The sequence below is a fragment of the Mycobacterium sp. IDUB_24 genome, assembly GCF_055419385.1.
The window spans coordinates 454,082-466,108 of sequence record NZ_JBVAXO010000003.1 but is presented as its reverse complement, the minus strand read 5'-3'; the positions used below and the strand labels follow the sequence as shown (position 1 = coordinate 466,108).

The 12,027-nt window shown below is 66.4% G+C and carries 12 protein-coding genes; 3 read left to right on the top strand and 9 right to left on the bottom strand.

The features are described 5' to 3' along the window. Positions 1-16 precede the first annotated feature (16 nt). Entirely contained in the window at positions 17-1,105 is a 1,089-nt protein-coding gene (locus ACZYZF_RS14675; protein ID WP_463747626.1) for a sulfate/molybdate ABC transporter ATP-binding protein, read from the top strand. A gap of 19 nt (positions 1,106-1,124) precedes the next feature. Here ACZYZF_RS14675 and ACZYZF_RS14670 read toward each other — a convergent pair whose 3' ends face one another. The 9 genes from ACZYZF_RS14670 to ACZYZF_RS14630 all read right to left on the bottom strand — a co-directional run bounded on the left by ACZYZF_RS14670 (position 1,125) and on the right by ACZYZF_RS14630 (position 8,985). Further along, the gene (locus tag ACZYZF_RS14670) at positions 1,125-1,385 is read right to left on the bottom strand and encodes a metal-sensitive transcriptional regulator (protein WP_463747627.1); all 261 of its coding nucleotides are present in this window, start codon (positions 1,383-1,385) and stop codon (positions 1,125-1,127) included. A 64-nt stretch (positions 1,386-1,449) separates the two neighbouring features. Further along, complete coding sequence (locus ACZYZF_RS14665; RefSeq protein ID WP_463747628.1) at positions 1,450-2,310, bottom strand: sulfite exporter TauE/SafE family protein; 861 nt, start codon at positions 2,308-2,310, stop codon at positions 1,450-1,452. Beyond that, a complete protein-coding gene (locus ACZYZF_RS14660) occupies positions 2,307-2,903 on the bottom strand; it encodes a rhodanese-like domain-containing protein (RefSeq protein ID WP_463836092.1) in 597 nt (198 codons plus the stop codon). The genes ACZYZF_RS14665 and ACZYZF_RS14660 overlap by 4 nt, the downstream gene beginning before the upstream one ends. After that, positions 2,903-4,114 (bottom strand): NAD(P)/FAD-dependent oxidoreductase, encoded by a 1,212-nt coding sequence (locus tag ACZYZF_RS14655; RefSeq protein ID WP_463836091.1) that lies wholly within the window; start codon positions 4,112-4,114, stop codon positions 2,903-2,905. Before ACZYZF_RS14655 ends, ACZYZF_RS14660 begins: the two co-directional genes overlap by 1 nt. A 22-nt stretch (positions 4,115-4,136) precedes the next feature. Next, a complete protein-coding gene (locus tag ACZYZF_RS14650) occupies positions 4,137-5,516 on the bottom strand; it encodes an MBL fold metallo-hydrolase (RefSeq protein ID WP_463836089.1) in 1,380 nt (459 codons plus the stop codon). A 144-nt stretch (positions 5,517-5,660) separates the two neighbouring features. Further along, positions 5,661-6,374, bottom strand: a complete 714-nt coding sequence (locus tag ACZYZF_RS14645; RefSeq protein WP_463747632.1) for a sirohydrochlorin chelatase — start codon at positions 6,372-6,374, stop codon at positions 5,661-5,663. 7 nt (positions 6,375-6,381) lie between these two features. Further along, positions 6,382-7,083, bottom strand: coding sequence for a phosphoadenylyl-sulfate reductase (locus tag ACZYZF_RS14640; protein WP_463836088.1), 702 nt, complete (start codon positions 7,081-7,083; stop codon positions 6,382-6,384). Then, on the bottom strand, positions 7,080-8,756 hold the full coding sequence (locus tag ACZYZF_RS14635; RefSeq protein WP_463836086.1) for a nitrite/sulfite reductase: 1,677 nt from the start codon (positions 8,754-8,756) through the stop codon (positions 7,080-7,082). Before ACZYZF_RS14635 ends, ACZYZF_RS14640 begins: the two co-directional genes overlap by 4 nt. 124 nt (positions 8,757-8,880) lie before the next feature. Beyond that, positions 8,881-8,985: an Ms4527A family Cys-rich leader peptide gene (locus ACZYZF_RS14630; protein WP_463836085.1), complete on the bottom strand. Its 105-nt coding sequence runs from the start codon at positions 8,983-8,985 to the stop codon at positions 8,881-8,883. Positions 8,986-9,078: 93 nt separating this feature from the next. On the opposite strand from ACZYZF_RS14630, the gene hemW reads away from it, so the two are divergent. After that, a complete protein-coding gene (gene hemW, locus ACZYZF_RS14625; protein ID WP_463836084.1) occupies positions 9,079-10,251 on the top strand; it encodes a radical SAM family heme chaperone HemW in 1,173 nt (390 codons plus the stop codon). Positions 10,252-10,400: 149 nt separating this feature from the next. Then, the gene (locus ACZYZF_RS14620) at positions 10,401-11,798 is read left to right on the top strand and encodes a salicylate synthase (RefSeq protein ID WP_463836083.1); all 1,398 of its coding nucleotides are present in this window, start codon (positions 10,401-10,403) and stop codon (positions 11,796-11,798) included. Positions 11,799-12,027: the final 229 nt, after the last annotated feature.

Here is a 12,027-nt window from a genome sequence, read left to right as displayed (position 1 = left end):
GAAGGAGACAAGAGCTATGACCGACGCGATCGTGGTTCGGGGCGCCAACAAGCGCTACGGCGATTTTGCGGCGCTCGACAACATCGACTTCGAAGTGCCGTCCGGTTCGTTGACCGCACTGCTGGGCCCGAGCGGCTCGGGCAAGTCCACCCTGCTGCGCGCCATCGCGGGCCTGGATCAGCCCGACACCGGGACCATCACCATCAACGGCCGTGATGTCACCGGAATACCGCCGCAGCGGCGTGACATCGGATTCGTGTTCCAGCACTATGCCGCGTTCAAACACCTGACGGTCCGCGACAACGTGGCATTCGGCCTCAAGATCCGTAAGCGTCCCAAGGCCGAGGTCAAGGAGAAGGTCGACAACCTGCTGGAAGTGGTGGGGCTGGCCGGTTTTCAGACCCGCTATCCCAACCAGCTCTCCGGCGGTCAGCGCCAGCGGATGGCACTGGCGCGGGCACTGGCCGTGGACCCGCAGGTGCTGCTGCTCGACGAACCGTTCGGGGCGTTGGATGCCAAAGTGCGTGACGATCTGCGCACCTGGCTGCGCCGCCTGCACGACGAGGTACACGTCACCACGGTGCTGGTGACGCACGATCAGGCCGAGGCGCTGGATGTGGCGGACCGGATCGCGGTGCTGAACAAGGGGCGCATCGAGCAGGTCGGCTCGCCGACCGAGGTGTACGACGAGCCCGCCAACGCATTCGTGATGTCGTTCCTGGGTGCGGTCTCCGAGCTCAACGGAATTCTGGTGCGTCCGCATGATATTCGGGTCGGACGCAATCCCGAGCTGGCCGTCGCTGCCGGCGATGGCACGGCCGAGGCCACCGGGGTGCTGCGGGCGACCATCGACCGGATCGTGATGCTGGGCTTCGAGGTTCGGGTCGAACTGACCGGTGCCGCAACACATGTCCCGTTCACCGCGCAGATCACCCGCGGTGACGCCGAAGCGCTGGGACTGCGCGAGGGTGACACGGTCTATGTCCGGGCGACCCGCGTTCCTCAGATCGCCGGGGGAGTGCAGATTCCGGTGAGCGGCAAGGATTCATCCGCGAAGAAGTCCGAGAAGAGCAATGACGAGGACGAGGCGCTGACCGTCAGCTGAGACGGTCAGGCCGGTCCGGTCAGGCCAGGGTCAGGAACAGTTTCTCCAACTCGGCGACGTCCAGGGTTTCGTCACTGTTGCCGGCCAGGCATTCGCGCAGACTGGTGGCGACGATCTTGAATCCGGCGCGGTCCAGTGCGCGCGACACCGCGGCGAGCTGGGTCACGACATCTTTGCAGTCGCGGCCCTGCTCGATCATGGCGATGACGCCCGAGAGCTGTCCTTGTGCGCGCCGCAGCCGGTTGAGGATGGCAGCGATCGATTCTTCGTCGCAGATCATGTTGTCCCCCTTGAGGGTTGGGTTGGTTGGTTTCGATCATACCCGCGGGGGTATGTACGTGTGGTCATGTTGCCGCGGCGGGTGGGCCGAAAAGCCATCGCAGCGGACACCATCCGAGGCGGGCGCAGCTGAGGTTGCCGAGGCCGGCAAGTACCGTCAGGCCGGCCGCGGTGAGCCCGATGGCCGGGTGGACTTCCTGGCCGAGGATCAGCGACGCCATGAGCAACACGAACCAGCCGAAGGCCCGGCGCACCGCGCCGGGGTCGACGTGCGCGGTCAAGCGGGTGCCCAGCAGACTGCCCAGTACCGCTGCGGCGGTGACTGCGCCTGCGATCTTCCAGTCGATCGGCACGGTGCTCAGATGTCCGGCCAGACCTGCGGCCGAGTTCATCGTGATCACCAGCAGCGAGGTTCCCACCGCGACGGGCATGGGCAGACTGCCCAGCAGGGCCAGGGCGGGCACCACCAGGAATCCGCCCCCGGCTCCGACTGCTCCGGTCACCACCCCGACCCCAAGTCCCATCGGCAGGACCTTGGCGACCGGCATCGTCCGCGTCGTCGGATCGCATGCCTTGCGGCCCCTGATCATTGCGATGCCCGTGGCGATCATCACCACCGTGAAGGCGATCAGCAGTACCGACCCGGGGATGACGTAACTCAGCAGCCCACCCAGGTAGGCCCCGGCCATACCGGCCGCGCCGAACAGCAGGCCGCTGCGCCATTGCACCCGGCCCGCCCGGGCATGTGACAGTGTGCTGACCGCGCTGGTGACCCCGACCACCACAAGCGAGGTGGCGATCGCCTGCTTGGTCTCCATGCCGGCAACGTAGGCCAGCAGCGGAACGGTCAGGATCGAGCCACCCCCGCCGAGGAGTCCGAGTGACACCCCGACCAGCACGGCCAGCGCGACAGCCAGGGCGATCATGCCAACGCGCCCGAATGTGCCTGTTTGGAGCCGATCAACTGCGCGACAACGCTGTCGGTGTCACAGGATGTGCCCCGGTTGTAGGGCAGTTTCGCCAGCATCATGCCCATCGCGCAGGTGTTCGTCAGCGCCGCTGTCGTCAATCCGGCGCCGATCGCCGCGGCGACCCATTTCAGCTTGGGGGCCGCGATGCTGCCGAGGACACTGCTGAGCACGATCGACCCGGCGACCAGCCGAACTTGGCGTTCCAGGTCCCAGCGCTGTGCGCCACGACGCACGCCGAATCCCTTTTCCTGCCAGGCGGTCATGCCGCCGTCGAGGATCGAGACGTTCGGCAGGCCGGCGTCGCGCAGGGTCTGGCCGGCGGTGCCCGCCCGTTGACCGGAGCGACAGATCAACACGACATCCTCGTCGAGGTGTTGGGCGATCTCGTCCCGATGTTCCTGCAGCAGGTCCAGCGGCACGTTGTAAGCGCCCGGGATATGGGCGGTTTCGAATTCGCCGGGGGTACGGACGTCGATGAGCCGCGGGCCGGCACCGGCCTGTTTGAGCACGTTCAGTTCCGCGGCGTCGATGAACGACGAGGTGGACATCAGGCCAGACCTTTCAACATCAGATTCCAGTACATGGCGGGCAGCCCGTACTTCTTGAGGAACCAGTAGGGCCGGTGCGGCGCGACCGGATCGAGTAGGGGGAAGGACGGTTTGAGGGTGAAGTCGTAGTCGAACTCGGCCAGCAGCATCTCGCGTGAGGAGGTGACGATCGGGCAGGACGCATAGCCGTCGTAGGACCCGGACAGCGGGCGCCCACTCAGCACCGCGCCGATGTTCTCGACGACTGCGGGCGCCTGCTTGCGAATGGCCGCACCGGTTTTCGAGTTGGGGGACGATCCCGCGTCGCCGAGTGCGAACACGTTCGGGTAGCGCACGTGCTGCATCGTGTGCTTGTCGATGTCGACATAACCATTGGCGTCCCCGCCGACATGGCTCGTGGACAGCGGGCTGGTCTTGATCCAGTCGGGTGCCGACTGATGGGGGACCACGTGCAGCACGTCGTAGGGCAGCGTGGTCTCGGTACCGGCCGCGAGATTGGTCATGGTCACCTTGCGGGCCGCCGAATCGATGGACCGCACTTCACTTCCGGTGTGCAGCGTGATGCCGTAGTCGGCGATGACCTTGTCCAGGTTGTCGGCGATCGCGGGGATGCCGAAGATCCGTGGCGTCGGGACCACCAGGTGCACGTCGATGTTGTCGAGCACACCCTGGCGCCGCCAGTGATCGCAGGCCAGGTAGGCGATCTTCTGGGGTGCGCCGGCGCACTTGATCGGCCCGGACGGCATGGTGAACACTGCGGTGCCGGACTGGGTGTTGCGGATGAATTCCCATGTGCGCGGGGCGAGATCGAAGAGATAGTTCGACGAGACGCCGTCCTTGCCGAGGGTGTCGGCCAGGCCCTCGGTGCGTTCCCAGTCGAGCTGGATACCCGGCGCGACCACCAGGACGTCGTAGGAGTAGGTCGTGCCATCGGCACACGTCACCGCGTTGGCGTCCGGGTCGATCGACGTCACCGCACTCTTGATCCAGGTCGCGCCGCGCGGCATCACCGACGCTTCGGCGCGCTCGGTTTCGGCGGCGGTCGCCTGCCCACCGCCCACCAGTGTCCACAAGGGCTGGTAGTAGTGCTTGTCGGACGGTTCGATGATCGCGACGTCGGTGTGGTGCTTGCGCAGCAACCGGGCCGCCACGGTGATCCCGGCCGTGCCGCCGCCGATGATCAGGACCTCGTGCTTGAGCGGGGTGGACATACTTGTTGTGTTCTCCTGTCTCTCAGACGGTTTGGGTGCTGTCCGCCCAGGCGCCGTAGCCACCCAGGATGTCGCTGACATCGGCGAAGCCGCGCTGGCGCAGCAGGCTGGCCGCCACCGATGAGCGGTAGCCGCCGGCGCAGTAGACCACGGTCGGGCGGGTGGGATCCAATTCGCCGGTCCGGTCGGGCAGCTGACCCACCGGAATGTTGACCGCGCCGGGGATCGTGCCCGCCTCGGTCTCGCCGGGATTGCGCACGTCGACGATCTGCAGGTTTTCGACGGTGGCGGCGCGATCATCGAAGGCGGTGGCAGTCAACCGTGAGGCGATGGTCACGTCATCGGAGTGCTCGAACATCGTCCGCTCCGGATGGTCGAGGTAACCCAGCACCCGGTCGAATCCGATGCGGGCCAGCCGATTCTTGCCTTCGCGCTCCTCGCCCGGGTCGGTGACCAGCACGATGTCGGCGTCGGGCTTGACCACCGAGCCGGCGAATTCGGCGTAGCGCCCCGCCAGGCCGATGTTGATCGCGTTGCGCACGTGGCCCAGCGCGAAGTCCTCGGGGCTGCGGCCGTCGATCAACATGGCCCCGCCGGCCACGGCGTCGGTGGCCTGTCGGTAGTCGAGCGCCTCCGGCGTCGCCTCCTCGTCCAGCAACGCGCGGTCCTTGCGGTTGAGGATCGCGTCGTAGACGAAGTAGCCCGGGGCGGGCGGCTGGCCCGCGGTGACCAGTTCGACGAACGACTGCTTGTCCGCCGCGCGCAGCGCGTAGTTGGTCTGCTTCTGCTCACCCATGGTGGACGACAGCTCGGTGGACAGGTTCTTGCCGCAGGCCGAACCCGCGCCGTGCGCCGGGAAGACCCGGGTGGCATCGGGCAGCGGTAACAGCTTCTCGTGCAGCGAGTGGTAGAGCTTGTCGGCCAGTTCCTCGCGGGTGAAGCCGATCGAGGCCAGCAGATCCGGTCGGCCGACATCACCGATGAACAGGGTGTCGCCGGTCAGAACACCGTAGGGCACGGTGTCATCGGCGCGCTCGTAGACCACGATGCTCATCGATTCCGGGGTGTGGCCAGGGGTGTGACGGAACTCCAGCACCACCTCTCCGAGTGAAATGCGTTGGCCGTCTTCGACTCCCATGTGATCGAACTCCGGCTTGGCGACCGAGGAGTACACGATCGTGGCACCGGTGGCCTTTGCCAGCTCGAGATGGCCGGACAGGAAGTCGGCGTGAAAGTGGGTCTCGATGACGTGGGTGATCTGCATGCCCAGCTTCTCGGCATCGGCGACGTATTCAGAGACGTCGCGCTGGGGGTCCACGACGACGGCGCGGCCCGTGGATTCATCGCCGATCAGGTACGACGCGTGGGACAGACAGTCCAGGTAGTACTGGATGAACTTCATTGTTCGACTCCTCAGTGGGCGGCCTGTATACCTAGGGGGGTATACCAATAAGGCCAAATATACCCCTTGGGGTATAGGAGTCAAGCCGACGAATGCGCCCCCGGTGGGTATCCGGGGGCGCGATCGTATTCGGGGCGGAGCGGGTCAGGCGGCGAAGCCGGCGCTGCGCGCAGCCAGCGCCTCTTCGTAGCGATCCAGCACCGTGGCCGCCACCAAGCGGTGCGGACCGAGTGGTTCGGCCATCGGAATCCCTGTGGCGCAGGCAAATTCAGCGACCCGATCAGTGATACGGCCGTGTGCCAGGAACCAGGGGGCGATCACCAGGCGCCGTGCGCCGCGGCGGCGCAAGCGGTCGACGGACTCCGGCAGGGATGGGGTCTGCCCTGTGGCGAACGCCACCTCGGTGCCGGCCCAGCGGGTGCCCTCGGCCAATGCGCCGGCCAGGGCGGCCGTACGGGCATTGGCGGCCGGATGCGATGAGCCGACGCCGACCAGGACCACGCCGAGGTCGGCGTCGAATCGAGACACTCCCACCGCGGTCAGCCGCTCCCGCACCACCTGCAGCAGCCGGGGATCGTCGCCGAGCACGTCGGCCTGGGTCACCACGGCGCCGGAGTTGGCGATCAGCTCGGGAATGTCGATCCGGGCGTGATAAGCGCTGCCCAGTAGCAGCGGCACCACCACGGCTCCGGGCTCGACATCGGGCAGCACCTCGGTGAGGTTGGGTGCGTTCTGTTCACAGAACGCGACCCGCACCTCGGTGTCGGGCAGCAGGCGGCGCAGATGCCCGCCGATGGCGTGTGCGTTCGCCGACGAACGCGGATCTGCGCTGCCGTGTGCGGTGAGAACGAGTGTCATGAATGCCTCACGAGGCGTGCAGCCCGCACTCCGTCTTGGACTGGCCGGCCCACCGGCCGCTGCGCGGATCGGCGCCGGCCTCGGGTTTGGCGGTGCACGGCGCGCATCCGATGGACGGATAGCCTTCGTAGACAAGGGGATTGACAAGGATGTCGTTGGCGTCGATATACGCCTGCATCTCCTCGTCGGACCAGGCCGCGATCGGGTTGATCTTGACCAGGCCGAAGGCGGCATCCCAGCTGATCAGCGGGGCGTTGGCGCGGGTCGGTGCCTCCACGCGGCGGATGCCGGTAACCCAGGCGGTGTAGCCGGCCAGGGCCTTGCCCAGCGGCTCCACCTTGCGCATGCGGCAGCATGCCGCGGCGTCGCGGGCGAACAGGTCCTTGCCGTGCAGTTGGTTCTGCTGGGCGACGGTCTTCTCCGGGTGGACGTTCACCACGTTGACGCCGTACACCTGCTCGACAGCGTCACGGGTGCCGATGGTCTCGGCGAAGTGGTATCCGGTGTCCAGGAACAGCACATCGACACCGGGGCGCACCTTGGCCGCCATCTCGACCAGAACGGCGTCCTGCATGTTCGACGCCACGACATACTTGCCGCCGAAATGCTTGTCGGTCCAGCGCAGCAACTCCTCCGCGCCGGCATCGGCCAGCTCGGCCGCACCGCGCTCAGCGAGATCGATCAGTTCCGCCTCAGTCAATGTGGTCACCTCAAGTCGTCCTCGTCGGCCCGTACGGCCCACTGGGCGAAACGCTCGCCGGCCTCGCGTTGTTTCACGAAATTGCGCACGATCCGCTCGATGTAGTCGCCGAGCTCGCTGGCCAGCACCTTGTGTTGACGCAGCTTGCGGCCGAACCCGCTGTCCAGGCCGAGGCTGCCGCCCAGGTGGACCTGGAAGCCTTCCTCGGGGCCGTTGCCGTCGTCCACCATCTGTCCCTTGAAACCGATGTCGGCGACCTGGATGCGGGCGCAGGAGTTGGGGCAGCCGTTGATGTTCACGGTGACCGGCACGTCGAGCTCGGCGTTGAGGTCGCCCAGCCGCGCCTCCAGCTCCGGCACCAGGGTCTGCGCCCGTCCGCGGGTGTCGGCGAAGCTCAGCTTGCAGTACTCGATGCCGGTGCAGGCCATCAGGTTCTGACGCCAGTGCGACGGCTGCGACTGCAGTCCCAGCGCGTCCAGTCCGATGCGCAGGGCATCGAGCTTTTCGTCGGGCACATCGAGGATGATCAGCTTCTGATACGCGGTCAGGCGGGCGCGGTCTGCACCGGCCGCTTCCATCAGATCGGCGACTTTGGTCAGGATGGTGCCCGACACCCGGCCGGCGATGGCGGAGACGCCGACGGCGTTGAGGCCGTTACGGATCTTCTGCACGCCGACGTGGTCGACGGTGTGCGGGACCTGTTCGGGGGCGGGTCCGTCGATGAGGGGGCGCTTCAGGTATTCCTGTTCGAGAATCTCCCTGAATTTTTCGGTGCCCCAGTCCTTGATCAGGAACTTGAGCCGCGCCTTCGACCGCAGCCGGCGGTACCCGTAGTCGCGGAAGATCCCGACGACGCCGGCCCAGACTTCGGCGACTTCCTCTAGCGGCACCCACACGCCGACCCGCTGCGCCAGCATCGGGTTGGTCGACAGGCCGCCGCCGACCCACAGATCCAGGCCGGGACCGTGCTCGGGGTGGTTGACCCCGATGAACGACACGTCATTGATCTCGTGGGCCACGTCCTGCAGGCCGGAGACGGCGGTCTTGAACTTGCGGGGCAGGTTGGAGAACTCCGGATTGCCGATGTAGCGCTGTTCGATCTCCTTGAGCGCGGGCGTCGGGTCCAGCACCTCGGCCAGCGAATCGCCGGCCAACGGGGACCCGAGCATGCCGCGGGGGCAATCGCCGCACGCCTCCATGGTCTGCAGGCCGACCTCGTCCAAGCGGCGCCAGACCTCGGGGATGTCCTCGATGCGCAGCCAGTGGTACTGCAGGTTCTCCCGGTCGGTGATGTCGGCGCTGTCGCGGGCGAAGTCGATCGAGATCTGGCCGAGGGTGCGGATGGCCTGAGCCGACATCGCCTTGCCGTCGGTGCGCACCCGCATCATGAAGTACTCGGCCTCGAGCAGGTCGGCGTTGTCGTCACCGGTGAAGGTGCCGTCGTAGCCCTCGGTGCGCTGGGTGTACAGGCCCATCCACCGGAACCGGCCACGCAGGTCGTCCTTGGCGATGCTCGCAAAGCCGTCCCGCGAGTACACATTGAGGATGCGGTCGCGCACGTTGAGTGCGTCGTCTTCCTGCTTGAACTGCTCGTTGTGGTTGAGTGGGTCGCGGCTGCCCAGCGCCCACTGGCCTTCGTCGCGGGGGCGCTTGGCCTTGGCAGGGGCCTCGGGGGTTGTCACTGTTGTGCTCCTCGGAGAAAGGAGCTGGCATGTAGACCGCGCACGTCACCGGTGGCTGTCCGGCGGCGCAGATCCGGTGCCAGCTGAAACTATGGGGCGGGCGGGGTCCGAAATCAACGCATGATTAGGGCAGACAGCAACAGCTACATACGCGCTTGAAATCGACATGCCGACGAGCCACCAGCGCAATGCGGGTGGTGCTGTTGTGGGCGGCAGTCACGCGTGCCATTCTGCCACGATTGTCGCCACCTGCCCTAACCGGGCCATATTTGCGTTCAGGGTGAGCAAAAGTCGTCGCTGGACAGTCTGGGAAAATAGAACCATGAGCACCCGCACCGCGCCCGTTGGCCAACCCCGGCTGGCCCGCGTGCCCGGGCGCGCATTCGGCATCTATATCCACGTGCCGTTCTGTGCGACCCGGTGCGGATATTGCGACTTCAACACCTATACGCCCGGCGAGTTGGGGGGTGCCAATCCCGACGGCTGGCTGGCCGCACTGCGCGTCGAGCTGGCCCTGGCTGCCGCGACAGTCGGTTCCGTGCCGGTGCAGACGGTGTTCGTCGGTGGCGGCACGCCCTCGCTGCTCGGCGGGCCAGGCCTGGCTGCGGTGCTGGGCGCCGTTCGCGACAACTTCGAACTGGCCGCCGGCGCCGAGGTGACCACCGAGGCCAATCCGGAATCCACCTCACCCGAGATGTTCGCGACGCTACGTGAGGCCGGCTACACCCGAATCTCTCTCGGTATGCAGTCGGCGGCGCCGCAGGTGCTGGCGGTCCTGGACCGCACACACTCCCCAGGACGCGCGCCTGCTGCGGCGCTGGAGGCCAGGGCTGCGGGGTTCGAGCACGTCAGCATTGATCTGATCTACGGCACGCCGGGGGAGACCGATGATGATCTGCGGCGCTCGATCGATGTCGCGCTGGGCGCCGGCGTCGACCACGTATCCGCGTACTCGCTGATCGTCGAGGACGGCACGGCCCTGGCTCGCCGGGTGCGCCGCGGTGAGATCAGCCGGCCCGACGACGACGTGCTCGCGAAGCGCTACGAACTGCTCGACAGCCGGCTGTCGGCGGCGGGGCTGCACTGGTATGAGGTGTCGAACTGGAGCACCGGCGGCGGGGAGTGCCGGCACAACCTCGGCTACTGGGACGGTGGCGAGTGGTGGGGCGCCGGTCCGGGAGCGCACGGCTTCTTGGGCGCCACTCGTTGGTGGAACGTCAAGCATCCCAATGCTTATGCCCAGGCTCTGGCTGAAGAACGTTTACCGATCGCGGATTTCGAGGAGCTTGATGACCGCGACCGGCATGTGGAGGAAGTGATGTTGCGGGTCAGGGTGCGCGCCGGCCTGCCGGTCGCACTGCTCGGCGCAGAAGAACTCGATCGGGCCGAAACTCTTTGTGGTGAAGGGCTTCTCCTGCGCAACCAAGATGCCCTGGTGCTCACCGACCGTGGTCGCCTGCTCGCCGACGGAGTCGTCCGCGACCTGCTCGGGTAGGAAACGTAACCGCTGGACTCTCGTGAAATACCTGTGAACTGGCTGTGTTCGCATGTGTGGAATCTGTGCGGAAGATTTTGATCCCATGGTAAATACGTGGCAGGTACGTAGGTCTGTGCAATGGAAATCATCGGGCTACTGTTTGCCGAATGCTCACCAGGAACGACCAAGCTGACTGCACTGCCTCGGCGGCGCTCGTCTCGTTCGAGCTGCCCACGGGTGACAACGCGACCGGCCCAGCCGATTTGGTCGCCGAGATCGCTCGCGTGCTGTCCGGCGACGGCAGTGATTACGTGGTGTACGAGCGAGGAAACCGATGGATCCTGGCTTCCGGAGCGCAGTTCGGTGTCGAGTTGGACTGCGATGAACTGAGACTCACCCGCGACGGTGCGGTAGTGGCCAGACGGTCGTGGACCGGTAGGCCGGGGGCGGTCCTCGGCGACGCGGTGGATCAGATGCTCGCCGATGCCGAAACCAGTGCCGATGCCGCATTCGGCTGGATCGCATTCGAATTCGGTGCGTTCAAGTTCGGGCTCCAGGACAAGTTGGCGCCGAAGACGCCGCTCGCGCGGGTCTTCACCCCGCGGACACAGATCGAGGTCACCGCTGACCGGGTAACGGTGCGTGGTGGCGGCGAGCGCGATCACGATGTCGTGCGCCGATTGATCGTCGACGGCTTCGAGTCCACGGCCGAACCTCGCGCAGTTGACATTCGGCAGGACGGCAGTGCCTATCGCGACCGGGTGGCATCCGCGATCGACGAGATCGCCGGGGGCCGGTATCAGAAGGTCATCTTGTCGCGCCGTTTCGATGTGCCGTTCCGGCTCGACTTCCCGTCGACCTACCGGCTGGGCCGCCGGCACAACAACCCGGCCCGGTCATTCCTGTTGCGGCTCGGTTCACTTCGTGCGCTCGGCTACAGCCCCGAACTCGTTGCCGCCGTCCATGGGAACGGCTTGGTGGTGACCGAACCGTTGGCCGGTACCCGGGCATTCGGCCGCGGCGCCGCCGATGATCAGGCGGCCCGCGACGATCTCGAATCCAACTCCAAGGAAATCGTCGAGCACGCGATATCGGTGCGCAGTTCGCTCAAGGAGATCGCCGAGGTCGCCGAGCCGGGCACGGCGACCGTGACCGACTTCATGACGATTCGTGAGCGCGGGAGCGTGCAGCACCTGGGGTCCACAGTGGGAGCTCGCCTCGACCCGTCGATGGACCGCATGGACGCGCTCGAGGCGCTGTTCCCCGCGGTGACCGCGTCGGGGATCCCCAAAGCCGAGGGGGTCGACGCGATCCTGCGGCTCGACGAACTGCCCCGGGGCCTGTACTCCGGCGCGGTGGCGATCTTCTCGGCAGACGGGTCCCTCGACGCAGCACTCGCACTACGGGCGGCCTACGAAGCTGATGGGCACACCTGGCTGCGGGCCGGAGCCGGAATCATCGCCGAATCCACGCCCGAGCGGGAGTTCGAGGAGACCTGCGAGAAGCTGGGCACGTTGTCGCCCTATCTGATCGCGGCAGAGGAAGGCCTGCCGACATGTGAGTGAGCTAACACCGCACCGCGGCCGTGGCCGATCTCGAAAAAGGTAACCAGTACGGCCACGTCTAACCGTGAAAGTGCACGTCATCGCCGCTGGGGAGCTTCCCAGCAGTTTCACAGCATCGGTTCGGGGTAGAACACCTGATCTGTCGCGCAATGTGCCACTATTGTCCGCATGTCGGCACCCTATTTAGGCAAGGCTATCCAGACCTCGGCCCGGTTGGGATGCCGCTGAC

What these genes read in the sequence shown, in the direction of transcription:
- ACZYZF_RS14655 (WP_463836091.1), bottom strand. Translation starts at nt 4,114, where the DNA reads ATGTCCACCCCGCTCAAGCACGAGGTCCTGATCATCGGCGGCGGCACG.
- ACZYZF_RS14665 (WP_463747628.1), bottom strand. Translation starts at nt 2,310, where the DNA reads ATGATCGCCCTGGCTGTCGCGCTGGCCGTGCTGGTCGGGGTGTCACTC.
- ACZYZF_RS14660 (WP_463836092.1), bottom strand. Translation starts at nt 2,903, where the DNA reads ATGTCCACCTCGTCGTTCATCGACGCCGCGGAACTGAACGTGCTCAAA.
- ACZYZF_RS14650 (WP_463836089.1), bottom strand. Translation starts at nt 5,516, where the DNA reads ATGAAGTTCATCCAGTACTACCTGGACTGTCTGTCCCACGCGTCGTAC.
- ACZYZF_RS14620 (WP_463836083.1), top strand. Translation starts at nt 10,401, where the DNA reads ATGCTCACCAGGAACGACCAAGCTGACTGCACTGCCTCGGCGGCGCTC.
- ACZYZF_RS14645 (WP_463747632.1), bottom strand. Translation starts at nt 6,374, where the DNA reads ATGACACTCGTTCTCACCGCACACGGCAGCGCAGATCCGCGTTCGTCG.
- hemW (WP_463836084.1), top strand. Translation starts at nt 9,079, where the DNA reads ATGAGCACCCGCACCGCGCCCGTTGGCCAACCCCGGCTGGCCCGCGTG.
- ACZYZF_RS14670 (WP_463747627.1), bottom strand. Translation starts at nt 1,385, where the DNA reads ATGATCTGCGACGAAGAATCGATCGCTGCCATCCTCAACCGGCTGCGG.
- ACZYZF_RS14675 (WP_463747626.1), top strand. Translation starts at nt 17, where the DNA reads ATGACCGACGCGATCGTGGTTCGGGGCGCCAACAAGCGCTACGGCGAT.
- ACZYZF_RS14630 (WP_463836085.1), bottom strand. Translation starts at nt 8,985, where the DNA reads ATGGCACGCGTGACTGCCGCCCACAACAGCACCACCCGCATTGCGCTG.